This window comes from Vibrio ostreicida (genome assembly GCF_013074385.2).
Classification (GTDB): Bacteria; Pseudomonadota; Gammaproteobacteria; order Enterobacterales; family Vibrionaceae; genus Vibrio; species Vibrio ostreicida.
This window is the reverse complement of record NZ_JABEYA020000014.1, coordinates 13,808-38,009: the sequence shown is the minus strand read 5'-3', so window position 1 is coordinate 38,009 and position 24,202 is coordinate 13,808. Positions and strand designations below refer to the sequence as shown.

At 46.1% G+C, this 24,202-nt stretch carries 21 protein-coding genes; 12 read left to right on the top strand and 9 right to left on the bottom strand.

The features are described 5' to 3' along the window. Positions 1 to 2 precede the first annotated feature (2 nt). From fruA to glgC, 3 genes are all read left to right on the top strand, one after another. The gene (gene fruA, locus HLM86_RS15430; protein ID WP_170883639.1) at positions 3 to 1,745 is read left to right on the top strand and encodes a PTS fructose transporter subunit IIBC; all 1,743 of its coding nucleotides are present in this window, start codon (positions 3 to 5) and stop codon (positions 1,743 to 1,745) included. A 176-nt stretch (positions 1,746 to 1,921) separates the two neighbouring features. After that, on the top strand, positions 1,922 to 3,820 hold the full coding sequence (locus HLM86_RS15425) for a sensor domain-containing diguanylate cyclase (RefSeq protein WP_170883638.1): 1,899 nt from the start codon (positions 1,922 to 1,924) through the stop codon (positions 3,818 to 3,820). Between the two features lie 132 nt (positions 3,821 to 3,952). Beyond that, on the top strand, positions 3,953 to 5,194 hold the full coding sequence (gene glgC / locus HLM86_RS15420; RefSeq protein ID WP_170883637.1) for a glucose-1-phosphate adenylyltransferase: 1,242 nt from the start codon (positions 3,953 to 3,955) through the stop codon (positions 5,192 to 5,194). Between the two features lie 68 nt (positions 5,195 to 5,262). Here glgC and HLM86_RS15415 read toward each other — a convergent pair whose 3' ends face one another. Both HLM86_RS15415 and HLM86_RS15410 read right to left on the bottom strand, forming a co-directional pair. Then, entirely contained in the window at positions 5,263 to 7,653 is a 2,391-nt protein-coding gene (locus tag HLM86_RS15415; protein ID WP_170883636.1) for a chitinase C-terminal domain-containing protein, read from the bottom strand. A gap of 266 nt (positions 7,654 to 7,919) precedes the next feature. Beyond that, positions 7,920 to 8,807 carry an AraC family transcriptional regulator gene (locus HLM86_RS15410; RefSeq protein ID WP_076588653.1) on the bottom strand — a complete coding sequence of 296 codons (888 nt, stop codon included), beginning with the start codon at positions 8,805 to 8,807 and terminating at the stop codon, positions 7,920 to 7,922. Between the two features lie 164 nt (positions 8,808 to 8,971). Between HLM86_RS15410 and HLM86_RS15405 the strand changes: the two genes are divergently transcribed. Further along, positions 8,972 to 10,120: an iron-containing alcohol dehydrogenase gene (locus tag HLM86_RS15405; RefSeq protein ID WP_170883635.1), complete on the top strand. Its 1,149-nt coding sequence runs from the start codon at positions 8,972 to 8,974 to the stop codon at positions 10,118 to 10,120. A 47-nt stretch (positions 10,121 to 10,167) separates the two neighbouring features. Here HLM86_RS15405 and HLM86_RS15400 read toward each other — a convergent pair whose 3' ends face one another. Beyond that, entirely contained in the window at positions 10,168 to 10,689 is a 522-nt protein-coding gene (locus HLM86_RS15400) for a GNAT family N-acetyltransferase (RefSeq protein WP_170883634.1), read from the bottom strand. Between the two features lie 569 nt (positions 10,690 to 11,258). Here HLM86_RS15400 and HLM86_RS15395 point away from each other — a divergent pair. The 3 genes from HLM86_RS15395 to HLM86_RS15385 all read left to right on the top strand — a co-directional run bounded on the left by HLM86_RS15395 (position 11,259) and on the right by HLM86_RS15385 (position 12,818). After that, positions 11,259 to 11,714 (top strand): methylglyoxal synthase, encoded by a 456-nt coding sequence (locus HLM86_RS15395; protein WP_076588897.1) that lies wholly within the window; start codon positions 11,259 to 11,261, stop codon positions 11,712 to 11,714. 75 nt (positions 11,715 to 11,789) lie between these two features. Continuing rightward, positions 11,790 to 12,422, top strand: coding sequence for a bifunctional 4-hydroxy-2-oxoglutarate aldolase/2-dehydro-3-deoxy-phosphogluconate aldolase (locus tag HLM86_RS15390; protein WP_170883633.1), 633 nt, complete (start codon positions 11,790 to 11,792; stop codon positions 12,420 to 12,422). Between the two features lie 228 nt (positions 12,423 to 12,650). Beyond that, on the top strand, positions 12,651 to 12,818 hold the full coding sequence (locus HLM86_RS15385) for a hypothetical protein (RefSeq protein WP_170883632.1): 168 nt from the start codon (positions 12,651 to 12,653) through the stop codon (positions 12,816 to 12,818). 27 nt (positions 12,819 to 12,845) lie between these two features. Here the strand turns inward: HLM86_RS15385 and HLM86_RS15380 are convergent, their stop codons facing one another. Both HLM86_RS15380 and HLM86_RS15375 read right to left on the bottom strand, forming a co-directional pair. Then, the gene (locus tag HLM86_RS15380; protein ID WP_170883631.1) at positions 12,846 to 13,493 is read right to left on the bottom strand and encodes an HAD family hydrolase; all 648 of its coding nucleotides are present in this window, start codon (positions 13,491 to 13,493) and stop codon (positions 12,846 to 12,848) included. A 208-nt stretch (positions 13,494 to 13,701) separates the two neighbouring features. After that, complete coding sequence (locus HLM86_RS15375; RefSeq protein WP_254868827.1) at positions 13,702 to 14,268, bottom strand: flavodoxin; 567 nt, start codon at positions 14,266 to 14,268, stop codon at positions 13,702 to 13,704. Positions 14,269 to 14,361: 93 nt separating this feature from the next. Here HLM86_RS15375 and HLM86_RS15370 point away from each other — a divergent pair, with 93 nt between their 5' ends. From HLM86_RS15370 to HLM86_RS15360, 3 genes are all read left to right on the top strand, one after another. Beyond that, positions 14,362 to 14,832, top strand: a complete 471-nt coding sequence (locus HLM86_RS15370) for a CreA family protein (RefSeq protein WP_076588643.1) — start codon at positions 14,362 to 14,364, stop codon at positions 14,830 to 14,832. Between the two features lie 107 nt (positions 14,833 to 14,939). Further along, positions 14,940 to 16,244 carry an inosine/guanosine kinase gene (locus HLM86_RS15365; protein WP_076588641.1) on the top strand — a complete coding sequence of 435 codons (1,305 nt, stop codon included), beginning with the start codon at positions 14,940 to 14,942 and terminating at the stop codon, positions 16,242 to 16,244. Positions 16,245 to 16,491: 247 nt separating this feature from the next. Next, positions 16,492 to 18,255, top strand: coding sequence for a methyl-accepting chemotaxis protein (locus HLM86_RS15360; protein WP_170883630.1), 1,764 nt, complete (start codon positions 16,492 to 16,494; stop codon positions 18,253 to 18,255). A 24-nt stretch (positions 18,256 to 18,279) separates the two neighbouring features. On the opposite strand, the gene dsdC is transcribed toward HLM86_RS15360, so the two are convergent. Further along, entirely contained in the window at positions 18,280 to 19,230 is a 951-nt protein-coding gene (gene dsdC / locus HLM86_RS15355) for a DNA-binding transcriptional regulator DsdC (protein ID WP_170883629.1), read from the bottom strand. A 195-nt stretch (positions 19,231 to 19,425) separates the two neighbouring features. On the opposite strand from dsdC, the gene dsdA reads away from it, so the two are divergent. Beyond that, positions 19,426 to 20,733 carry a D-serine ammonia-lyase gene (dsdA, locus tag HLM86_RS15350; RefSeq protein WP_170883628.1) on the top strand — a complete coding sequence of 436 codons (1,308 nt, stop codon included), beginning with the start codon at positions 19,426 to 19,428 and terminating at the stop codon, positions 20,731 to 20,733. 56 nt (positions 20,734 to 20,789) lie between these two features. Here dsdA and HLM86_RS15345 read toward each other — a convergent pair whose 3' ends face one another. Next, positions 20,790 to 21,347 (bottom strand): GNAT family N-acetyltransferase, encoded by a 558-nt coding sequence (locus HLM86_RS15345; RefSeq protein ID WP_170883627.1) that lies wholly within the window; start codon positions 21,345 to 21,347, stop codon positions 20,790 to 20,792. A gap of 270 nt (positions 21,348 to 21,617) precedes the next feature. Between HLM86_RS15345 and HLM86_RS15340 the strand changes: the two genes are divergently transcribed. Then, positions 21,618 to 22,745, top strand: coding sequence for an acyl-CoA desaturase (locus HLM86_RS15340; protein WP_076588631.1), 1,128 nt, complete (start codon positions 21,618 to 21,620; stop codon positions 22,743 to 22,745). A 53-nt stretch (positions 22,746 to 22,798) separates the two neighbouring features. Here HLM86_RS15340 and HLM86_RS15335 read toward each other — a convergent pair whose 3' ends face one another. Both HLM86_RS15335 and HLM86_RS15330 read right to left on the bottom strand, forming a co-directional pair. Next, positions 22,799 to 23,572, bottom strand: a complete 774-nt coding sequence (locus tag HLM86_RS15335; RefSeq protein WP_170883626.1) for a substrate-binding periplasmic protein — start codon at positions 23,570 to 23,572, stop codon at positions 22,799 to 22,801. Between the two features lie 209 nt (positions 23,573 to 23,781). Next, a complete protein-coding gene (locus HLM86_RS15330) occupies positions 23,782 to 24,201 on the bottom strand; it encodes a GFA family protein (protein WP_076588628.1) in 420 nt (139 codons plus the stop codon). Between the last annotated feature and the right edge of the window lies 1 nt (position 24,202).

The following is a 24,202-nucleotide window of genomic DNA, read 5'->3' as shown; positions in this document are numbered from 1 at the left end:
ATATGAACATTGCAATTGTTACCGCTTGCCACAATGGCGTAGCAAATAGCCTCATTGCTGGTGAGCTGCTTGCCAAGGCCGCTTGCCGACGAAAGCACAGCGTCAGTCTAGAGTGTCAGTCTCAGCTATTTGAACCCGATGCTCTCACCTGTGATCAGATTGAAAGGGCCGACGTTATTATCATTGCCTCCCATAACACGATTGATATGGCGCGTTTTATTGGCAAAAAGGTGTATCAATCATCCATTCTCTCGGTATTCAGCAATCCGGCGGCGTTGTTACAAACAGCCATCGATCAGGCCATGGTATTGCACAAGAGCGATCTTCCGCAGATCGAGCCTTCTACCTCCATTCCTAATGGCGCGAATATTGTCGCCATCACCGCCTGCCCAACCGGTGTTGCCCATACCTTTATGGCGGCTGCCGCTTTGGAGACTGAAGCAAAGTCTCAAGGCCATCACATCAAAGTCGAAACCCGTGGCTCTGTCGGCGCAAAGAATCAACTGACTGAGAGTGATATTGATGGGGCTGATGTAGTGATTATCGCCGCTGACATCGATGTATCACTGACCCGTTTCGAAGGAAAAAAAGTCTACAAAACCAGCACCAGCCTTGCATTGAAAACCCCAGCTCAGGAGTTGAAAAAAGCGTTGAGTGACGCCACGCTCTATCAACAAACTGACCGTGTAGACTCCGCACCTCAATGCCCTGAAAGTAAAGGAATCTATCAACATTTGATGACCGGGGTTTCGCACATGCTGCCCGTCGTGGTGGCGGGAGGTTTGATTATTGCCCTCTCCTTTGTCTTTGGTATTGAGGCTTTCAAAGAGGAAGGAACGTTCGCAGCGGCCCTCATGACCATCGGAGGAACGACCGCCTTCGCCTTAATGATTCCAGTTCTGGCTGGATTCATTGCTTTTTCTATCGCTGACAGACCTGGGCTCGCACCGGGCTTGATTGGTGGTATGTTGGCCAGCTCAGTCGGTGCAGGCTTTCTTGGTGGAATCATCGCAGGTTTCATTGCTGGGTATTGTGCCAAGCTGCTCACCAATAAGCTCCGTCTTCCCCAATCGATGGATGCCCTCAAACCGATCTTGATTATTCCGTTTGTTGCCAGCCTTTTCACTGGTCTAGTGATGATCTATTTCATCGGCGAGCCTGTCGCCAAAGTGATGTCATCAATGACCACCTTCCTTAATACAATGGGGTCAACCAACGCCATTCTGCTTGGCGTCGTCTTAGGTACCATGATGTGCTTTGATCTCGGAGGGCCAGTCAATAAAGCTGCGTATACTTTTGGTGTGGGTTTGTTAGCTTCCCAGACTTATACGCCTATGGCCGCGATTATGGCTGCGGGTATGGTTCCCGCATTAGGCATGGGGCTGGCGACGTTTTTAGCGAAGAACAAGTTTGAGACAGGCGAACGTGAAGCTGGTAAAGCGTCGTTTGTGCTCGGCTTGTGCTTTATTTCCGAGGGCGCGATTCCCTTTGCAGCCAAAGATCCATTACGTGTTATCCCCGCCTGTATTGTTGGCGGCGCATTAACGGGGGCCTTGTCAATGTGGTTTGGCGCTCAGCTTATGGCGCCTCACGGTGGTTTGTTTGTCCTTTTGATCCCGAATGCAATCAGCCCTGTTTTCATGTATCTGCTGGCCATTACAGCAGGTACGGTGGTGACAGGATGCGGTTATGCTTTGATGAAAACACGGCCTCTGGCTGATACCGTTCACATCAATCAAACCTAAATCCAGAGATCAAGACCCCACCTCTCGACGGGGTCTTGATGTCAGCAGTGTGAAGGACAAATACCCACAATAATGCCATTAGTTATATTAATGGTATTTCCATCTTGCTCACAGTAAAAAAAAATCGGTTTCATATAATCGCGTTTGATCCTTAAAGCCACAGTCGTTGAGACACAATGTTAAAGCTCAGTTTCCGCATATTGGTACAATTTTCACTGGTCTTTGCCCTGCTTGCGATTGTACCCAGCCTCTATTTTATTAGCGAGTTGACCCAAGCCAAACAAAGCACTGAGCAACACCTTGACTTGCTAGCTGAGTCCAAGCTCAGTGACACGCGTTCTGCTCTAGTTGCACAATCCAATAACATTCTGAATTCCATAAAGCGGCTATCTAACAACGGACTTTTTCTCAGAGCGGTGGCTGAACCGAGCCAGCAGCATCGTCAAGCACTCGAAGACTCATGGCGCTTGTTTTTGGAAACGCACGGCGATTTTTCTCAGCTTCGTTTACTAGACGCACAGGGTCAAGAACGAGTCCGCGTCAATCATCATCAAGGCGCCAGCATGGTCGTGCCACCAGCCTCTTTGCAAAACAAGCGTCATCGGGACTATTTTAAGTTCGCCCAAACAGCCCAAGCACAATCAATCTCAGCATTTGGCATCGATCTTGAGCGCGAAAATGGCGACATAGTGCTTCCCCTTAAACCCAGCCTTCGCTTTATTGTACCCGTTGACATTAAGACACAGAGAATGGGCTATTTTGTGGCCAATCTCGACCTGAATTATCTTTATCACAGGCTCAACATGAAAACACCCGAGACCTTGCCAGATGTCTTTAATGAGCAAGGCTACTACGTTATGTCCAATCATAATGAGCGGGTCATGGGGCACATCGTCGAATGGAATGCCCATCATCGATTAGACACGATCTATCCGGTGCTTTGGGAGAAAATCCCTTTGAGTCAAAAAGGTACGCTCACCCAACAAGGACAACGGATATCTTTTGATAAGGTCACCTTAGATATGCCCGGTATCACTCTCAAGCTGATTCTGGTGACTAAGACCACGGATAAACAAGTCTCCAAACTCTATCTTGTCCAACGAAACGCCCTCCTGATTCAAGCGCTGGTCGTGGCGCTAGTCATTTTTCTGATCAGCCTCTGTTTTGTGGTCTGGAATCACAACCATGCCAAAAATAGTATGGATAGCCAAATTGCCAGAGCAGCCATGAATGGCATGTCGGCGATGCTGATTACGGATCGGCACAATCGAATCATCCGTACAAACGAGGAATTTACCCGCGTCAGTGGCTATACCTTTGAAGAAGTGAAAGGCAAGCAGCCCTCCTTTTTTGCCGCCAGTAAACATGAGCAAGAGTTCTACATCAATATGTGGAAAATTCTTGAAAGTGACGGACTTTGGGAAGGTGAAGTGGTCAACAAGAGACGGGACGGCTCACCGATCACAGAGATACTCCGTGTTCAAACTGTCAAAGACATAAGTCACGTTATTCAATTTTACGTCGCTTCGTTTGTTGATATTTCTCATCGTAAAGAACTGGAAAACAGGTTAAGAGAAATGAGTGAAAAAGACGCCATGACGGGGTTATGGAACCGTCGAAAGTTTGACCAGAAAATACTGAGTTATTGTTATAAAACCCGGCACCATCACATCAGCCAAGTCACCTGTTTTGCGATTGCAGATGTCGATCATTTTAAGCGTATCAACGATAATCTCGGCCATGACGAGGGCGACAAAATCATCAAATCTGTTGCGCTCGCATTGGCTCAAGAACTCCGACATACCGATTTCATTGCGCGTATTGGTGGCGAAGAGTTTGCGATCATCATGCCTTATACCCAGCTCAATGAAGCAGAAAGGTTGAGCAATCGACTTCGATTATCGGTGTCGTTACGACACAATGAACAAGTCACCGTCAGCATCGGTGTTACCGATATGGATCACAGCGTGGCAGATACCTACAAACGCGCGGATGTTGCTTTGTATGAATCCAAGTCGCTTGGCCGAAATCGAGTTTCCCTGTTACCTTGCAACGAAATGGACACAGTTGCCTGATATTGGTGCACTGCTACTTATTAGTGCAACTTGCCCAGAGCAATTTTCTGCCTTTATCGACCTAAGGCAAGTAAAATCAGCCTGCGCACCGTTGGCGCAAAACTTGTATTACTCTTGTTAAATACCCTATCTATGCACTCAATCAGGGAGAAATTCATGCAAGATACGCTCACTGTGGTACTCGCTGGCGGAATGGGTTCTAGACTTAGCCCGTTGACAGACAATAGAGCAAAACCCGCAGTCCCTTTTGGCGGAAAATATCGAATCATCGACTTCACGTTGACCAATTGCCTCCATTCCGGTCTCAGGCAAATTCTTGTCCTCTCCCAATATAAGTCGCACTCTTTGCAAAAACATTTGCGCGACGGCTGGTCCATTTTTAATCCTGAATTAGAGGAGTTTATTTCCGTGATACCACCTCAGATGAGAGGCAAAGGTAAATGGTATGAAGGAACCGCCGATGCCATTTACCACAATCTGTGGTTACTGCTTCGAAGCGACGCAAAACATGTTGTGGTGCTATCTGGGGATCATATTTATCGTATGGATTATGCGGCCATGCTTGAAGAGCACAAACAAAATGCAGCCCAGCTAACCATCGCCTGTATGGATATACCTCGTGAACAAGCCAAACAATATGGGGTGATGGATATCAATCACCAAGGGGTGATTACCTCTTTTGTCGAAAAGCCGCAAGATCCGCCGTCCATGCCGTATAAGCCCGATAGAAGTTTGGTCTCGATGGGGATTTACATTTTCGATATGACAGTATTACAGCACGCGTTAGAAGCCGACGCTCAGGATGTGCACTCCAGTCACGATTTTGGTCAAGATATCATTCCAAAACTACTCACCACTGAACAAGTGTATGCGTACGATTTTTGCAACGATAAAGGCCGTGTGGCGAAAGATTGTTATTGGCGAGACGTGGGTACCATTGATTCTTTTTATGAAGCCAATATGGATTTGCTCGACCCCGTTCCACCCATGAATCTTTATCAGTCAGATTGGGCCGTGCGAACCTATGAAACTCAATCTCCGCCTGCGCGGACCGTCTCGTCTGCAACGGGTAATGAAGGTATTTTTATTAACTCTCTTATTGCTAACGGTGTGATTAACTCTGGCGGCTCAGTGCAACATTCCGTGATTTCCTCTAATGTCCGTATCCACGATAGTGCGACTGTCGTCGATTGTATAGTATTTGATGACGTTGACGTGGGTGAAGGTTGTCAGCTCGTCAATTGCATTATCGACAAACATGTCAATATCCCACCTAAAACCCAAATTGGCGTCAACAAAGCCGATGACGCCAAGCGGTTCCACCTATCGGAAAAAGGCATCGTGGTTGTCCCAGAAGGTTATCAATTTGAATAAATCCTGTTCAGGTGCCACGTTCTCTGAATGAAAAAATAAGGCCTTGGTTTGAACCAAAGCCTTAATCATTATGGGCAGGTCACCTGATCCCAAAACCAATTCGAATTCACAGGGGTCTCCCAAGGTCCTGGGCTATTTTTAGCGACAAAACATTGCCCGTTGTACGAGACGGTCTGGCCATTGCTCACTTGCGTCACACCCGGCTCCCACACAATAACAGGGCCATCACCGCCCCCATTATCCCCGCCATCACCCGCACCTAAATCTGCTAGGGGCAAGTCAGGTTGCTCAAACTTAAACGCATAGTCAACGCCGTTAACGTTGACGCTGTAGTTTGCTGGTCCAGAAACAGGCAGGTAATACACCAAGTCCAGTTCATAGGTTGCTCCTGATGGCAAGGTTTTCCACGAAGGTAAGGTGAATGATACACGGTGGAATGGTCCGTCAAGTCCACCGATGTTGTTGGCTCTTGTGTGCCCAGATGAAATCACACTCAGCCCTGCGCCTGACTGGTCTTTGGCGTTGTCAGGTGCAGAAACAGCGAGATCGAATTGAAACTCTGTTCCTCCCGGGAATTCGTAACCAGTATTATTCGTTAGGACTAATTTAGGGTTGATCGGGTAGTTTTGGTCACCCACTTTAAACCCGCCTACATCAACGGCAACATCGACGGCTTGATCAGGTATGGCACCAGTTGCAAGGGTGTTTCCATAAGGGGTTGCGGACTTAAACTTATTGTATATTGTATCGGTCAGGGTATTCCCCATATGATACTCACCATTGCCCGATACGCAGGCCTGCTCAGTGCGATCAACCTGGCCCCGATTGCCTTGTCCATCCAATGTATAACAGTTGTAGTCGCCCGCTAGCTCCCAAAACATGATGCCGCCAATCTCTTTATCCATAACATAGTCCGCTTTAACTATGATGGATGCTTTGTCTTCCGTAGAAAGGAAAACACGCTTTTCTTGATTCCACAGCCAAGGTGCCACTGCAATGTTGTCATAGTGTCGCTCGTAAGTGCCCCTCATTTGGTCCGTTGGATCATTGACCGGATCTAAGCCGTAAGCACTGGTATAACTCCCCCAAATGCCGTATTCCAGATTTTTGGCATGCCACATTGGGTTTGAGCCAGCGCCCATCTCATTGCCTTTAGGATCGGTGTCATGCCACATGTTATCAATTCCAACAGCACCGTTACCACAGTTGTTTTTCTCCCCCTCACCGGTCCCGGGCAAACATTGAGACTGATCAGGCAACGGAGCTCGTCCCCATAAACCGTGACGACCACCATTGACGTTCTGCCAGCCGCGACTATAGTAAGGGACTCCGATATTAATCCGCCCAGCTGGCATTGAACCTCTAAAGTAGTGGTATGCCCAGTCAGTATTTAGATAACCAATTCCCCCGTAAGCCGCGGTCGTATAGACATTCCATTGTGCCAGTTCTGAATCCTCACCCGTGTCATAAAGTGCAGCGTTATGGCCTACATGATCATTCCACGCGCCATGCAGGTCATACGACATAATGTTGACGTAATCGAGGTACTGGGTCACATTGTACGTTTCCATCCCTCGCAACAAATAGCCCGATGAAGGCGCCGCGATCGTCAACATATAATGAACACCATCTTGTTCTGAGACCTTATCTAGCTTTTGACGCAGAACTTTCATCAGTACTTGGTAAGAATCCCAAAGATGGGCACGCCGCGGCTCCATAAATGCTTTGTCGTCGGGGTTGCCAGCACCCGCCATCGAGGTCGGGTATTCATAATCGATATCAAGACCATCGAACTTGTACTGACGCATCATGTCTACCGCAGATGCAGCAAACGTCTCAATCCCCGTATGGTTAATTGAGCCGTCGGCGTTGGTCGTCATGGTATAAAAGCCGCCATCGGCGACCCGTTTCCCATCCGTATCAAAGTGGCCTCCGGTTTCAGCCCATCCACCGATAGAAATGAGAGTTTTGACCTGATGTCTTTGTTTATAAGTTGCTAACGCACCAAAATGGCCGCGAAAACCCAACGCTGGGTCAATATCCACATCAGGCCACGTCTTACCAACCGCTGGGTTAGCAGGATCATTAACGTCCCCAATGTTGACCTTCCCATCCGACCCAATACTAACAAAAGCGTAATTAATATGGGTGAGTTGCTCCCAAGGAATGTCCTTCACTAAGTAGGCCGCTTGGGGATCATCACCGGCTCGCCAGCTGGTGAAATAGCCAATCACACGGCGGGGATGATCATCGCCCATCTTTTCACGTCCATTTGTGTCATAAACGCTGCAATAGGGAACGGTGATACCTTGAGTTTGCGCCAAGCCATCAGGGCGGCAATTGGGTTCAGTTGGCGTGCTTTGACCAGAAAAACTGTAGCCTGAGGCCATCAAGCATAAGGCGGATAATGAACGAATGGCAAACGAATACTTTACCTTTGGACGCTGATAGACGGACATTATAGTGTCTCCTTCAGTTATTGTTTCACGGATTTAATTGATCTGATTTAATTCAGATTACTTATAATTTGGTGTGAAATAACTTTAGGACGATCGGTCTGATTTAGGCGATACAATTATTATTTATACAAAATGACTCGCAAATTTGGTAAAAAAATAGTCAGAAACATGTGGTTAATTTTCACCAAAAAGTAATTGATGTCTTCGCTCCTACACAACAATTCCTGAACCACGGTCAAGCATCTCATCACGGACAACCTCATCATTTAACCGGCGAGTTTAAGACCGCTCGGTGTTTCATTAAAATGCCGTTTATATTCACGAGAAAACTGAGACACGCTGCTATATCCGACCAGTCGAGCGGCATCATTCACTCTTTTTCCCTCAAGGTGAATCAGTTCCTTTGCTTTATTGAGTCGCACTTTTTTAATGTACTGAATCGGTGTTTCTAAGGTGATTTGACGAAAGGCACTGTGAAAAGCCGACATGCTCATATTGGCTTCTTCGGCCAAATTCTGCACAGAGAGGGTCTCGTCATACTCGCGGTGGACTTTGTCGAGTGCTTTTGCCACTCGGGCATATTGGCCTTCATGATGAGCCAGATCAAACAAGACATGCCCCTCTTGACTGGTCAACACACGATAGACAAGCTCCTCTTTGAGTGCCTCTCCCAACACCGCTAACTCGAACGGATCACACAAGGCCTTGATAATACGTTGGCACACATCCAACATTGAGGCTTCCATATGCACCGACCTAAGGCCGCATGTATTATCGCCTCCTTGCTTCTTTGGCCAATACTCCAGCGACTCAAGTTTATTGACTTGTCTGTGCAACAACTGTGAATCGATATCAATGGATAGACCCAGCAAGGGTTCCTCATCGGTCGCAACCGCTTCACATTCTATTGGCATAGGAACACCCACAACCAAATAGTCATTTGGACCATAAGTCACCGATTCACTGCCTAAATGAATGATCTTATTACCTTGGCCAAGGATGATCACCCCCGATTGATAGATAAACGGTTGACGGGCGTTTCCCGTGCTACTGCGATAGAACCAAACGCCAGAAAGTTCAGTCTCGATGACCCCTTCCAATGCATTTAAATTGTGGACGTTGGCGTATTTTTGCATAAGTTGAGCAAGATTCATTGAGCCTCCTTTGTGACCTTAATAGAATATACAAAAAGTAGGAATAGGCAACAAAAGTAGAGGATTCGATATTTTTTTAATCTCAATTGAGTACTATTATGCATTAAACAATCAAATGAGCCCTCACTTTAGGGGCCCAAACATTGGACGCTAGAGGAATCACCATGCAATTTACTTATGCCAACCCAACCCAACTGTTTTTTGGCCAAGGACAAATTGGATCAATTCAGACAACGATACAACCACAAGACAAGGTTCTGGTCATCTATGGGGGTGGCTCAATCAAAAAAAATGGGGTCTATGAGCAGGTCGCTGAGGCATTGAAAGAACACCAATGGGTAGAGTTTTCTGGCGTTGAGCCTAACCCAACAAAAGAAACCCTCGACAAAGCGGTCTCTATCGTTAAACAACAAAACATTGATTTTATTCTTGCTGTCGGCGGCGGCTCTGTTATCGATGGTTCAAAGTACGTCGCGGCAGCGTCTCAATATCAGGGCGATGGATGGGATATCCTCACAGGAAAGCATCCCGTCACAAAAGCAACGCCCATTGGGGCGATTTTGACACTGCCCGCGACCGGATCAGAGTCAAACATGGGCGCGGTGATCACCAAGCTTGAAACTCAGGACAAGCTGGCATTTATGAGTCCTTTCGTCCAGCCTAAGTTTGCGGTCATGGATCCCGATGTCATGAAAACCTTACCCGAAAAGCAATTGATTAACGGTATTGTCGACGCTTGGGTACACGTTTGTGAACAATATCTCACCACAACTCATGGTGCCATGGTCCAAGATGGGTATGCAGAAACACTGCTGAAAACCCTCAAACAGCTCGGAGAAAGTTTCGATCATCGTGATGATGACGCTTGGCGTGCTAATCTCATGTGGTCGGCCAACCAAGCGCTCAACGGATTGATTGGTAGCGGTGTCCCCCAGGATTGGGCAACTCATATGATTGGCCATGAACTGACGGCCATGTGGGGTGTCGACCATGCTCGCTCGTTGGCAATTGTTCAACCTTCATTGTTGCGTAACCAATTGAGTCACAAACGGCCAAAACTCGAGCAAATGGGGAAAAATGTCTTTGGTCTACCGCACAGCGACGATCTCGCCGACCGTACCATTGATGCCATTGAGAGTTTTTATCAGAGTTTACATGTCCCCACGAAACTCACCGAGCATGGCGGTGACAAAGCGAAGGCCGTCGATTCTGTCGTCAGCCAGTTGGAATTGCATGGTATGAAAGCACTAGGTGAAAATCAGACCATTACTTTAGATCGCAGCCGAGAAATTTTGTCACAAGCCATTGCATAGTGACGAGTTTCAACCAAAAAAGCAGCCTACGTGCTGCTTTTTCCCGTCTAGAGAAGAAAGCGATAGATGAGATCATCGTATAAACGTCCACCGATTTGATACGCGTTTTCTTCTCTTTCAATAAGCTGAAACCCTGCTTTTTCCAACACCTTACAAGACGCGACATTCCCATCCGTTACAATCGCTTTAACATTTTTGACGGGTAAAGATTGCTCAATATGCTCGATCAAAGCGAGTAATGACTCTGTGCCGAAACCTCGACCATGAAATTCAGGTAATAAAAGGTATCCAATTTCGACAGACTGCTCAGATTCCTCGTCAACACATAAGCCCGTCACGCCCACTGCCTGACCACTCTCATTATCGATGATCACAAGGCAAAGCCAATGGCGGCTTCCCCACTGCCAAAGCGGCAAACGAGATTCAAAACGATGTCTGATATCTGCCAACTCTGGTTTGTCAAAAGCGTAACGAATAACCTCTTCTTCCTGATGCAAACGAAGAAACAAGGGCCAGTCTGTTTCCGTGATCTGCCGCATCGAAAGCCGAGGAGTGACAATTTCTATCATAGTGTTTCCTAATCAATACAGTCATTCCCTAAACGTTGCAGCAGACTGCTGCCTCAATCGTGAAACGTAGACGAGATCATGCTAACAAACCCCAGCTTGCGGCAGAACCATTCAACTTGTGTATAAGTTGTTTTATGTGAATCACGTCATCTTGGTCGCACAGGTTTGTACAAATTCTAGTGTTTCAAGAGCACTTTTTGTGTCTATACGATGAAATCCATACGGCCATTTTTTAACCACTACACGGTTCCTCACATCTTGGTCAAGTGCCAAAAAACAGACTCATCGTCACACTCCCCAATCATACATTGAGCGAAAAGAACAACGACACCGGCCTAAACGTTGAGTCACTAGGGCAAACCTTCGACCAATGATAATATGCCCAGCCAGAGCGGATTATCAATCAAAATAACGATAAACTATCTTTCATAACAGCCTTGCAATACAGTTAAAATTGCCCACCAGCGCAACACTGATGATCGCTGCTCGGCAAGTACAAGTATGTCTGAGGACTTGTCTTGGTCACCAAACCAACCAAGGCCCATGCGTTTCAAGAAGGGAAAAGAAACATGCAGAAAACAACACGAATTATGCCCGCTCACAAGCAAATCGCTTTAGTGGCTCATGACAACTACAAACCAGAGTTATTGCGCTGGGTCACCGAGCACAAAGAGCAGCTACAACGCCACTTTCTTTTCGCGACAGGCACAACAGGTTCCATGTTAAGTAAAGAAACAGGTATGGCGATTAAAACGCTGATCTCTGGCCCGATGGGAGGGGATCAGCAACTTGGTGCCTTAATATCAGAAGGTAAAATCGATGTCCTGATCTTTTTCTGGGACCCGTTGAACGCCGTCCCTCATGATCCCGATGTCAAAGCCCTCTTGCGTATCGCCAGTGTCTGGAATATTCCTGTTGCGACAAACCGCGCCAGCGCTAACTTTTTGTTCGAATCCGATTTGATAAGCAAAGAAGTTGAGATTGAAATACCGGATTATGACGCTTATTTATCTGGGCGTATCTGATTCAGCGACTTGCCTGACAACGCACATACAATGAAAGACCGCCACGATTGACACCCACACATTTAAGGGAACACCATGTCGCCTATCCAAGAACAGTTACACGCGTTAAAAGTCATTCCAGTGATCTCAATTGAGAATGCAGAGGATATTATCCCAATTGGCAAGATCCTCTGTGAAAGTGGGCTACCCGCGGCCGAAATTACGTTTCGCTCTGACGCCGCTACCGAGGCGATTCATCTGTTGCGCCAACAACAGTCTGGCATGCTCATTGGTGCGGGTACTGTGCTCAATCAAGTTCAGGCGCAGGCGGCCAAAGAGGCTGGGGCAAACTTTGTCGTCTCTCCTGGATTTAACCCTAATACCGTCAATGCCTGTCAAGAGATGGGGATCGAGATCATTCCTGGAGTGAATAACCCAAGTACTATTGAAGCGGCCCTTGAAAAGGGGCTCACCACCCTAAAGTTTTTCCCAGCAGAAGCCTCTGGCGGCATCGATATGGTGAGAGCGGTATTAGCCCCTTATGTTGATGTCCATTTAATGCCGACAGGCGGCATCAATTCAACCAACATCAAACACTACCTCGCGATACCCAGAGTCTTAGCCTGTGGCGGAAGCTGGATGGTCGAAAAAGCTCTCATTGAGAGCCGCAACTGGCAGGAGATCGCTCGTTTAACACGTGAAGCGGTTGAATTGGTCAAAGCTCTCTAACAGAGTAACCACATCGCATCATTGATCACCATGCTTTTCTATTCTCAATTAAAGCTAAATTAGATGATTTTATGAATTAACTCTCATAATTTATTAAAAACTGACGATAAAGCTGATTACCAAAAACCGTTCAACTAGAATCCCTTGGTAAACGTATGAGTCGGGTGAAAAATCCATGTGAAACCGAGCATACGTTTTACCCATAAAAATGCGTCTAGCGGAGGGACGATGGAAATCAAAAACAATTCAGCAGGCCAACTGTGTTGCCCCCTATGTGGCAGTGAAGAGTATCTGTTGTCTGACGAAGACAGTTTGCTTTGCGTACAGTGTGGATCTTTTTTCGAAGACGTGAAACAGGTAATGACTGAGCCAGATGTGTTTGCCACTCATCATTAAAAACCAGATTGCCTTAATGACCGCTTCTTAAACCAAAGCGGTTAATTCTCGAAGGTTGCTAATTTTATGAACTTTATTTGAGTAAAGCGTTCGATTTAGTCCGATAAGCTGCACGGTTTTGATACCAGCCCTTAAACCCGCTTCAAGGCCTTTAGGGGTATCGTCAACATAAAGGCATTGTTGAGGGCTAAAGCCCATATGCATGGCACAGTATTGCACTAAGTCAGGCTCTGGTTTCCAGCTATTGTTATCAAATGCAGAGAAAATTCTTCCACTAAAATAAGGCAACAACCCTGTAAGTTCGAGGGATCGTTCAATCTTTTCCTTAGGGCCATTTGAGGCAACACAATACTCGATCTCTTTGGCTTTAAGGTAATCAATCAGTTCAAAAACACCATCCATCGGCTGCAAATGCGCGGTCAACAGACCTTCAAGGACTTCCCGATACATGGGCTCCAATTCATCTAAGGAGGCCTTTAGACCTAGCCGCTGCTTCATACTGGTAAGAATATCAGCAAGCTTACCTCCCTCAAAGTGCTCCATCGCCATTTCAATCGACAAATGCACATCGAAGCGATTGAATACGTCACATAGGGCTTTGCAGCAAAGCTGCTCACTGTCCACTAAGGTCCCATCACAATCGAAGATGACACATTGAGTATCAAGTCCACTCATTCGGCGTCCTTGTTAACAAAATTTATAAAATATTAACCTAGGTTATCCAATGTGGGATGATGCACTTAACACTTCAGCGATAAGTCGCTCATATCATGGTAAAAACTCAGCACTCGTCACTAAAATCCCCTCAGGCCGTCGAGTCTTTTGTTCATTGACCCGGTTCAGCCCCGTGATCGAATGGTGCTCAAATCCAGCCGCAGTGGCCTCAATAATTTGCAGTTTCAACGAATACGTCACTGTACGACTGAGGGTCAATTTCAGCGATTGGCATTAAAGCGGCTAGGAACTGATTCTGGGTGACCGAAGTGGTCACGATATCTGACACCAGAGCTGTCTCATCGCTTTTGGTCACAATCGCCGCTGCGCTGATTTCCCCGTTAACGAACCCAACATAGAGATCACAAGGAGGCGAAAAGATAATTTGGGTTAAAAACTCAACAATCAACGCTTGCTCATTTTGGTTTGACCAACGTGTTGACTGCAGTAAAGCAAACATGACGGTTAAACGATGGAAGTCTGCTTTGTGGATCTCGATATCACAAGGCTCGCGGTCGTCTTCTAAGGAAGCGGGTGGCCATTCAATCATATGAAAGTATGAAGCCTTCTCGATGTAGAGTTGGCGGCCGGCCAAGCTTTCTTTCGTCGGGAATTCAACCTCAACTTGTTGAACCAACCATTGATTTTTTGCTTGAAGAATTAGGTTTGCGCTATCGCTCATATAGGGGGCTATCGGACATTCAGATAATTCACTGAAGCTTAGCGATAACATCATGATGTCTCAAGTAATTTAAGGATATCTCGCCAATTCTATGGCAAACTAGAGCAAATAGTTTTCATCATTACCAAATTTGAGGCTCATATCATTATGTTACGAAAGCTTGCAACTGTGTCGCTGCTCACTTTAGGCCTTGCCGCTTGTGATAGCAGCGAAGTCGGTGACGTCAGTCTTGGTCTGTTTACAATGAAAGACATCAAGCTCAATCACTTGAAAGATCCTATCGTGACTGGGGTGACCTGCCACGTTGCATCGATTGAAGCCGATTTCAGTTTAGCAGACCCCAGTGACAGTTCGATATCTTGCCGCCAAACTGGGGAAATCACACCAGAGATGATCGCTGAAATTGACAAATCAGATAGTGGCGACGTCGTGTTCAAAAAGTCAAAAAGTATTTTCTTCAAAAGTATGAAAGTGCGCCGCATCTATGATGTCGAGAATCAGACGTTAATGTACTTATCGTACTCAACCAAAGAAACGGATGGTAGTTTCAAACACTCGCTTTCCACAATCCCGCTGTGGGGAACCAAGGCGTTTAACTCCTTCACACCTAGCAAATAGTGAAACAAAGAGTCAAGCCCTGCTTGGCTCTTTTTATGTAATAAAAATGAAAGCAATCTGACATTGTTGTGATATTATGCGCGAAAATTTCCTGACCCACGTTTAAAATGAAATTTCCTGGACAGCGCAAATCTAAGCACTATTTCCCTACTCACGCCCGTGATCCACTTGTCAATCAGATGATGCAAACCCCAAAACTGTACCGACCGATTATTGTCGGTGTTGGGCAAACCATCGTCGATATTGAGGCACGCGTCGATGATGAGTTCCTTGAGCGTTACAGCTTAAGTAAAGGGCACTCACTGGTGCTAGAAGAAAGTAAGGCGGATGCCTTATACGAAGAGCTAATGGAGCGTGAACTCATCACTCACCAGTACCCGGGTGATACGATTGGTAATACACTGCATAACTACTCTGTGCTGGCAGACAGTAAATCGGTTTTGCTGGGTGTGATGTCGAAAAATATTGAAGTGGGTTCTTTTGCCTATCGATACCTTTGTCGTACATCCTCACGGATGAACCTTAATCATTTGCAAATGGTGGAAGGCTCGATTGGGCGCTGTTACACACTGATATCCGACAACGGTGAGCGAACTTTTGCTATCAATGAAGGGCATATGAACAAGCTTCGCCCTGACAGTATTCCGGAAGAAGTCTTCAACAAAGCGTCAGCCCTCGTGGTCTCTTCTTACCTTATGCGAGGTAACCCTGAGGACCCGATGCCAAAAGCAGTCGCCCGTGCCATTGAAATTGCCAAATCTAAGAACGTTCCTGTCGTGCTGACGTTGGGTACTAAATGGGTCATAGAAGGCAATGCCCCTTGGTGGCAGGACTACATTAAAGAAAATATTTCGATCATTGCAATGAATGAAGAAGAAGGCGAAGCCCTAACGGGTGAGAAAGATCCACTGCTCGCAGCCGATAAAGCCCTCGACTGGGTTGACCTCGTTCTTTGTACCTCTGGGCCTGTAGGTCTTTATATGGCCAGTTACATTGAAGACACCGTTAAGCGTTCCACAGAATTGCCGCTTCTACCGGGCAATATCCCAGAGTTCAACAAATACGAATTCAGCCGCGCAATGCGCAAAGCCGATTGCCAGACTCCGGTGAAAGTATACTCTCACATCGGTCCTTATTTAGGAGGCCCGGTTAAGATCAAAAATACTAATGGCGCGGGTGACGCGGCACTGTCGGCACTTTTGCATGATATGGCATCGAACAGCCACCATCAGGTCAATGTCCCTAATTCATCCAAGCACGACCAACCTTACCTTACCTACTCGTCTCTGTCTCAAATTTGTAAATACGCTAACCGCGTCAGCTACGAAGTGTTAACCCAGCATTCACCGCGACTCGCACGCGCGCTGCCCGAACGTGAAGACAGCTTGGAAGAAGCTTACTGGGACAGGTAAAAACCTGCCTCCATCAGGGCCGCATGTTGCGGCTCTTTTTTTATCCACACGTCAATAATGTGCACCTTGCCCCTGTGCATCCAGCTCACTATCCCTTTGAACACACGACTAACCTGCTCTCACATCTATCTCATTGCTAAAAAGCAAGAAATTAGAAAAAATAAACGAATTGATAAATATGTAAATTACTTCTACTCTTCAAGCAGAAGCCCAATCCATTCATCAATTAAAAAAATCAGGTAGTCACATGAATATCAAGCATAAACTGTATGTTTTAGGTGCAGTCGCTGTTTTTGGAGTTGTTGCATTATTGGCCACGACCCTACATTTTGGTCAAACCACAAAGCAATTAAATAAGGCAAATTTGCTTGTCGCCAAACTCGAAATCCGATTGCTTAACCTCAGAAGAAATGAGAAAGATTTCTTGTTGAGGAAAGATACTAAGTATCTCGACAAATTTGACACCAATATGGGAATTTTCTTGGACTTAGAGTCCGAATTATCTCCAATCCTTAGTGGCAACGGATTACCCTCTAGCCAGCAAGTCAGAAATGATATCATCAAGTATCAAGACGGATTTCGAAATCTAGTGAATGCCTTCGACGCTTTAGGCTTGAAACCGGAGCAAAAGTTGCTTGGTGCCTACAACAGCAATGTGCAATCATTGAAATCCAAGATATTTGGAGAAGACAAAGTAAGACTGCTGGAGTTCGATAAAATGGTCGGAGAAGGCCAAGTCGATAGCAACCTTATTCCAGGTAACGCCAACCAGTTATTGTCCTCGGCTAAACTCGTGGTGGACCAAAAGAAAAAGATTGGTCTTAAGTACAATGAAGGGCTACTTGGCGTAACCCGAGGGCTATCCCACTCGGTTGAGAAGCAATTCAAATCATTTGCGAAGACCCTACAAGAACAAACGCTCTCAACCCAAAATCAGTTAGCCAAGATTAAGCAGATTGTCAGTATCGTGGTGATCGTGGTTATTGTTGTTTTTATTACTCAAATCTCTCGCTCTATCAATGCTCAAGTGTCTTCACTGCTGCATATTATTCAACAAATTGCGAATTCCAATAACGTTTCGCTGCGTTCTCAACTCAAAGGAAAAAACGAGCTTGTTTCAATTGGCCAGTATTTCAACAGTCTTTTGGACAAGCTTGAAGCATTAATTTCAGGGACGCAGTCAAAGTCCACCCAGTTGTCGCAAAGCACGGCCAGTATGCACAATGAGCTTCAAAGTGTGATGGAGCAATTCAACCAACAAGCGGATCACACTTCAACCATGACGATATCGGTTCAGGAGATGGTCTCAACCATCAATGAAATATCCGAAAGCACTTCCGTGGCTGTGGAAGGGGTACAACAGGCCGCCATCAATGCTCAGAATGGTCGTGAGGTGGTACAAACGACTGTGCGCAATATTGGCGAATTGACCAGTCGACTGTCCAGCAGTCAAGAATCGATCGATTCACTCAACAACCATGTTGATAAAATAGGCGATGCGGTCAGCATCATTCAGGGGATCGCAGAACAGACTAACCTGTTGGCGCTGAACGCCGCGATTGAAGCGGCACGCGCTGGAGAGCAAGGTCGCGGATTTGCCGTCGTCGCCGATGAAGTGAGAGCATTGGCCAGCCGAACTCATCAATCCACTGAAGAGATCACTAAGGTAGTGACTGCAATACAAACGCAGATGGCGACCGTGGTCTCCAACATTGATAAGTGTAACGACCAAGGTCAACAGACGCTAGGCGCGTCACAGACTCTCGATGATAGCTTGAGCCAGATCATCACCGATATGACCAACATCCAAGCCAATTCTGAGCGGATTGCGTCTGCAATAGAAGAACAAGGCATTGTGATGAATCAAGTCAGTGAATCGATTGTCGAGCTCAACAGTATTTCTGAAGGCAATATGCAATCGGCTCAACAGTGTCTCGATGAAGTTAATAACGTGTCATCTCAAGCCAAAGATATGGACCATGCCGTCGCTGAATTTCAAACCTCTAAGTAAGAGAAACTGTCGTGAAAGCACTTGTTATTCAAGTGCTTTTTTCTCGCTAAAACCACTGAATATCCAATCAACAAAACACTGTTGCTCCGGTGAGAGTTTCGAATAGGGGGCGACCAAGTAATAACTGAACCGAGATTCAAGCGGATTGGGGGACAATGGCGTCACCAAACAGCCCGATGCAATTTGTTCTTTCACCAGACTCCAACGACCCATGGCGATCCCCCCGCTATTTGCCGCCGCGGTAACTGCCAAGATCGATTGATCAAATCCCAACACTGCGCTATTGGAACAATAAAGATTAGGGTACTGCTCCTGCCAGATCTGCCATTCATCGACGCCCATTTCAGAGTGAGTGACTTCATTGTCGTATAAGAGCGTGCAGTGAGACAAATCTTTGACCAGAGGAGACAACTGATGCAGCTCAGCGTAGCTGGCGCTGCATACGGGAATGATTTTCTCACCCACAAGCCTAGTACTCCAAGCCTCAACGGGCCTGTGGTCGCTGAAATAAATCGCGACATCAATACCATGCCTTCGCAAATCAAGGCTATCATTGCCCGTCACAATATTTAATTCAATTGATGGATACTTGGCACAAAATGTTGCTATGCGAGGTGCTAGCCACCCCGCGGCAAAAGACGGCCTCGAAAATACCGTCAACCCTCCTGCTATTTTCCCGCTTTTGACTTGCTCTATTTTGTTCCCTATCTGCAATAAGGAATCACTAACGGTTTGATAAAGCCGCTGGCCGTGCGTTGTTAAACTAATCGTTCGATATTGGCGGTCAAACAACATGACCCCTAAGTCACGCTCCAGTTTACTCATTTGGTGGGAAACCGCGCTCGGAGTAAGGCACAGCTCCTGAGCGGCCAAAGCAAATGAGCGATGCCGAGCCGCGACTTCAAAGGTATAAAGTTTTGATAAGTGGACACCACTGAGTTGAGTGACACGGCGCTGATTCGATTCTATCTGCATCTCGATGGGTCCTTATTGGTCGGTTCATCTTTCTTTGATGAACCAATTTATCTTATTACAGATATTATTTCTTATTTAGTTTAAATAGATGAAATTAATTCATCTATTAATGAGTAGGTATCGTTTGTTGTGTCTCAATAAATAGCGTTAAATAACTCGATATTACCGCTACATTGTCAAATAAGGACTTTGATTATGACCTCATCCATGGTGGATTCAGCGCTCATTAATGCGCTTATCAGACAAGAAGAAACCCATTGGTTTCCTCGTTCTCTTCCTGCTGCAGAGCAAGCGCTTGAACACGTTGGACTCAACGCACAGGACTCTTATGACGCGCTTCAGCGCCTGAACCGATTTGGCCCATATTTGGCGCATGTCTTCCCAGAAACCAAACCCGACAAAGGCATCATCGAATCCCCCATACAAGACATTCTCAGCATGAAGTCTTCGCTTGAGCAGCACTACGGCCACAAGTTAAGCGGCCGTCTGATGATAAAGATGGATAACGCGTTGCCGATTTCAGGATCCATTAAGGCCCGTGGCGGCGTTTATGAAGTCTTGGTTCATGCTGAAAAGCTGGCAATTGAGCAAGGTCTAATCAATCTTTCAGATGACTACGCCAAGCTCGCGTCTCCGGAGTGCCGTCAGTTTTTCTCAAACTACAGTATTGCTGTGGGCTCAACCGGCAATTTGGGCTTATCTATTGGCATTATCAGTGCAAAATTGGGATTTGATGTCACCGTACATATGTCGTCGGAAGCCAAGCAATGGAAAAAAGACAAGTTAAAGCAACAGGGGGTGAACGTCGTCGAGTATGACGCAGATTACAGTATCGCAGTATCGAACGGTCGCCGCCAAGCAGAAGCCCAACCAAACTGTTTTTTTATCGATGATGAGAACTCAACCACGCTGTTCTTGGGTTACTCCGTTGCAGGGCACCGCCTGAAAGCTCAGTTAGAAAGACATCAAATTCACGTTGATCGCCATCATCCACTGTTTGTGTATCTTCCCTGTGGTGTTGGCGGCGGTCCAGGCGGCGTTGCATTCGGCCTTAAACTCGCCTTTGGCGATCATGTCCATTGCTTCTTTGCTGAGCCAACCGAATCCCCTTGTATGATGCTCGGCGTATATACGGGCTTACACGATGGTATTTGCGTACAAGACATTGGTCTGAACAACCAGACTGTCGCTGACGGCCTTGCCGTCGGCAGAGCCTCGGGGTTTGTCGGCCGAGCAATGGAACGACTCATTAGCGGCTACTACACGGTTAAAGACAGCACCTTGTTATCCCATCTTAAAAGACTCAAAGCAACGGAAGGCATAGCTCTGGAACCTTCTGCCCTTGCGGGAATGAAAGGGCCATTTATCATCTCTAGTCATTCTGCGTATGCCTCCCAGCACCACCTAACCGAGCAACAGTTTTCTAACGCGACCCATCTTGTTTGGGCAACTGGCGGAGGGATGGTTCCTGAACAAGAAATGAGGCAATATTTATCAGAGTAAGTAACCAAACTCGCACATAAGGCATCACACCACAGCAAGCGATCGCAGGAGAGTGACTAAGGCACCACTTCAGCCGATGTATGTTGGCCGATACATTGCAAGAGTTCGTTAACGGAGCGCCAGTGAAAAATTAACAAGGGAACGTGACTGCCGCACGGTGCTTTCCACAGCCGCTCTTGTTCACACGTTCCGCCAATATGCTCATAAAATTTTACGGCCTGCACATTATCCTTGATGACTTCAAGATAGACCGCATTTTCAGGAAAGTACTGTTTGATCCACTTTGCCACTTCGGCCATCAACTTAACCCCTAAGCCACGGCCTCGGAAACTTTCATCGACATGTAATGCATCAATCATCGTCCCCTTTTCGAAGTCGTGATTTCCAAATGCACAGACAAAACCACACAATAACCCGCCTTCATCCAGTAACAAAACATGTTGATTGAAAGGTGGGTTTATCAGTCGAGTTTGCCAAATGGCCAGACGCTCATCACTGATTTCGTCACGTAAATAGTCTTCAGACAAAAGTCCATGGTAAAACGTTTTCCAACTCTGAGTATGCAATGCAGCAATACGTTCATAATCGCTATATTCGGCTACTTTAAATTCCATTTTCAGTTCCTTATTACACCCTTTTAAGGATTATTCACCTATTTATACTATTAAACATTTGGCAAAAAGCCAATAATACTACAAAGAATGATGCTTTCTTACCCAAACTCGACAATGTTCGCTTTAAATAGCATCATTACACCAATTATTTATCATAATCAGCCGCCGTTTTAAGAACAGCCACTTGTTTGTTAAGGCTTAACTTTTATTTGACTTACACATGTACGCTGATATTCTGGCGTACAATCGTAAGCTCAAAGGAAATCTCGAATGTCTCTTAAGGAAAAGCCGCCAATAATATGGCTCAACGTCCTGCTTTTTCTCTCTACTTTTGTCATCGCTGCCGTGTTCGCGCCTTGGTATGGCCTCGAATCTGGTTACGGTGTGGAGCATTGGACATGGTTACTGATCACTTTTTCTTTTTGTAACCTTTCTGTGACGGCGGGTTACCACCGCTTGTGGTCTCACAAAACCTACGAAGCCCATTGGTCACTGAGGTTATTGTTTGCTTTAGGTGGTGCGTTTGCTCTCCAAAACAGTGCCCTTCACTGGAGTTCTGATCACCGTATCCACCATAAGCATGTCGACAATAACGATAGAGATCCCTACTCAGCCAAACGGGGATTCTGGTATTCTCACATCGGTTGGATGCTGAGACAGTATAATCAGAATACGTATACGGATTACAGTAACTGCCGTGACCTACAAAAAGACAAGATCGTGATGTGGCAACACAAATATTATCTACCACTTGCCATCGCCATGAATATTGGTGTCCCCCTTGTACTTGGGATCGTCTACCAAGACATCATTGGTATGTTGCTGATCATCTGTATCGTTCGCTTAGTGTTGAGTCATCATTCGACCTTTTTTATTAACTCACTCGCTCACATTTGGGGTTCACAGCCCTATACAGACAAAAATACCGCCCGGGACAATGCTATTCTTGCTGTATTTACGTTTGGCGAGGGTTATCATAACTACCACCATATTTTTGAAAACGACTATCGCAACGGTATCCACTGGTGGCAATACGATCCCACAAAATGGCTGATTAAATCATCGTCATGGGTTGGGTTAACCACAAGGTTACGAGTCACGCCAAAAATCAAAATCGAAAAGGCGATGGCAAAACAAGCGCTCGCCATCGCGTCAAAAAACATCAGTCAACACCCTAATGCCAAACTGATTAACGAGGCATTGAATAAGGAGTTTGATGCGCTGATGAAAAAAATGTCCGATTACTATGCGTTGAAAAAAGAGCTCTTAGAAAGTAAGAAAAGCGATCTTGCAAAAAAGTATGAGCATTCCGCTCTCACTGTGCGCTATCAGCAAATGAAAGACGACTTTAAAAGCCAACGGCGAAGCTGGCAGTCAATGATTTCACAGTACGCTTAACAAAAAAGCGGAAGCTTAGGCTTCCGCTTTTTTTGTTAACTTTGACTGATACATTATTGGATAAAGTCTTTGACGATTTTATCCAACTCCCCACTTTGCTTCATCTCCTTGAGGGCCTTATCGTACTTGGCCTTGAAGTCAGCTTTATACGGATAACTGGAACCGTCAGTAACAAATCCAAGGAAGCCCTGTTCCGAACTGATTATCGCGCCTTCAACCACACTCTGGCCGTCGTATTTACCTTCATTTTGCAGCTTTTTCAATTCCCACTGAGTGGACAGTGAGTCATTGATGTAGCAATCGATACGCCCAGCGATTAATTTGAGCAAGTTTTTCGGCGTCCCTTTGGTTTCTGAACGCTTAATTTTTCCGGCTGCGACCGCCGCTTTAAACTCGTCACCGCCTGCGGCAAACCCTGAGTTAATCCCGATGGTCATTCCCATATAGTCACCTGGCCAATTTGGCTTAGGGCTACTTAGCACCGACTTCTGACACACTACCACAACTTTTTCGTCAAGGATCGGTGTATCATACTCCATATATGGACGCTGCTCAGGTCGTTTATACGGTGGGTAAAGGGCAAATATTTTGCTGCCTTCCGCTTCAGAGAGGCCTCGTTTCCAAGGGACGCCTTTGATCGTCACATTGTAATCGGGCATTTTTGAAAACACAGCTTCGAGAATGACGGTGTAAATACCCGTTACCCGACCGCTCTCCACGTAGGAATAGGGTGGATAAGAATCGTCACCATAGACAGTGACATTGGTACTCGCTACGGCGCCTGCAGAAGCGAGCGCTGCACAAAGTAAGGTGATGCTCTTTTTCATCGAATAACTCCAAGACTGTTTTGTTTAGTATTCCGTCGGTGTCATCGGTAAGTAATAGTGCATCGCCGTGTGTTGTCAAGGTCTTACGTGATCCGACCGCAAGTCAAGCTTTGTTCAAAAATGGACTAACTCACTCATTTTAATACACATTTCATAAATGACATTGATATTGATAGTATTGTTACTATTGAAGATTCGCTATGTTTTGTCTACAGGGTGGGTTGTTTATCAAAACAAGGTATCGTTTCAGGAACCGTGACCCACACCTGTTTTTCACTCATCCATATATGCATTTGTGGTTCAAACAGGCGCTCAAACACCGCGCCTGATGGCTTGAGTTTGAGCCTCACCAAGGTTGGGATTTCAGGGTTGAAATGATAAACGCGGTTGCCGCAGGCCGGACAAAATTTAGCGACGTTAGTATTGCCACTGTTTGCAACTCTTCGCCATTCACTCAATTGGCCTTTAAAATGGATATCCTGTGCTTTGACCGTTGCCGTAATACTGTACGCACTGGTGGACAAGGTTTGGCACTGTTGGCAGTGACAGGCAATTACTTTAAGAGGAGCGGCTTTCAACGTGTAAGTCACTTGACCACATTGGCAGGATACGGTGATTGGGAATGTCATT

What these genes read in the sequence shown, in the direction of transcription:
- glgC (WP_170883637.1), top strand. Translation starts at nt 3,953, where the DNA reads ATGCACTCAATCAGGGAGAAATTCATGCAAGATACGCTCACTGTGGTA.
- HLM86_RS15415 (WP_170883636.1), bottom strand. Translation starts at nt 7,653, where the DNA reads ATGTCCGTCTATCAGCGTCCAAAGGTAAAGTATTCGTTTGCCATTCGT.
- HLM86_RS15390 (WP_170883633.1), top strand. Translation starts at nt 11,790, where the DNA reads ATGTCGCCTATCCAAGAACAGTTACACGCGTTAAAAGTCATTCCAGTG.
- HLM86_RS15360 (WP_170883630.1), top strand. Translation starts at nt 16,492, where the DNA reads ATGAATATCAAGCATAAACTGTATGTTTTAGGTGCAGTCGCTGTTTTT.
- HLM86_RS15335 (WP_170883626.1), bottom strand. Translation starts at nt 23,572, where the DNA reads ATGAAAAAGAGCATCACCTTACTTTGTGCAGCGCTCGCTTCTGCAGGC.
- HLM86_RS15400 (WP_170883634.1), bottom strand. Translation starts at nt 10,689, where the DNA reads ATGATAGAAATTGTCACTCCTCGGCTTTCGATGCGGCAGATCACGGAA.
- HLM86_RS15375 (WP_254868827.1), bottom strand. Translation starts at nt 14,268, where the DNA reads ATGATGTTATCGCTAAGCTTCAGTGAATTATCTGAATGTCCGATAGCC.
- HLM86_RS15340 (WP_076588631.1), top strand. Translation starts at nt 21,618, where the DNA reads ATGTCTCTTAAGGAAAAGCCGCCAATAATATGGCTCAACGTCCTGCTT.
- dsdC (WP_170883629.1), bottom strand. Translation starts at nt 19,230, where the DNA reads ATGCAGATAGAATCGAATCAGCGCCGTGTCACTCAACTCAGTGGTGTC.
- HLM86_RS15395 (WP_076588897.1), top strand. Translation starts at nt 11,259, where the DNA reads ATGCAGAAAACAACACGAATTATGCCCGCTCACAAGCAAATCGCTTTA.
- HLM86_RS15410 (WP_076588653.1), bottom strand. Translation starts at nt 8,807, where the DNA reads ATGAATCTTGCTCAACTTATGCAAAAATACGCCAACGTCCACAATTTA.
- fruA (WP_170883639.1), top strand. Translation starts at nt 3, where the DNA reads ATGAACATTGCAATTGTTACCGCTTGCCACAATGGCGTAGCAAATAGC.
- HLM86_RS15330 (WP_076588628.1), bottom strand. Translation starts at nt 24,201, where the DNA reads ATGACATTCCCAATCACCGTATCCTGCCAATGTGGTCAAGTGACTTAC.
- HLM86_RS15425 (WP_170883638.1), top strand. Translation starts at nt 1,922, where the DNA reads ATGTTAAAGCTCAGTTTCCGCATATTGGTACAATTTTCACTGGTCTTT.
- HLM86_RS15365 (WP_076588641.1), top strand. Translation starts at nt 14,940, where the DNA reads ATGAAATTTCCTGGACAGCGCAAATCTAAGCACTATTTCCCTACTCAC.
- dsdA (WP_170883628.1), top strand. Translation starts at nt 19,426, where the DNA reads ATGACCTCATCCATGGTGGATTCAGCGCTCATTAATGCGCTTATCAGA.
- HLM86_RS15380 (WP_170883631.1), bottom strand. Translation starts at nt 13,493, where the DNA reads ATGAGTGGACTTGATACTCAATGTGTCATCTTCGATTGTGATGGGACC.
- HLM86_RS15345 (WP_170883627.1), bottom strand. Translation starts at nt 21,347, where the DNA reads ATGGAATTTAAAGTAGCCGAATATAGCGATTATGAACGTATTGCTGCA.
- HLM86_RS15370 (WP_076588643.1), top strand. Translation starts at nt 14,362, where the DNA reads ATGTTACGAAAGCTTGCAACTGTGTCGCTGCTCACTTTAGGCCTTGCC.
- HLM86_RS15405 (WP_170883635.1), top strand. Translation starts at nt 8,972, where the DNA reads ATGCAATTTACTTATGCCAACCCAACCCAACTGTTTTTTGGCCAAGGA.
- HLM86_RS15385 (WP_170883632.1), top strand. Translation starts at nt 12,651, where the DNA reads ATGGAAATCAAAAACAATTCAGCAGGCCAACTGTGTTGCCCCCTATGT.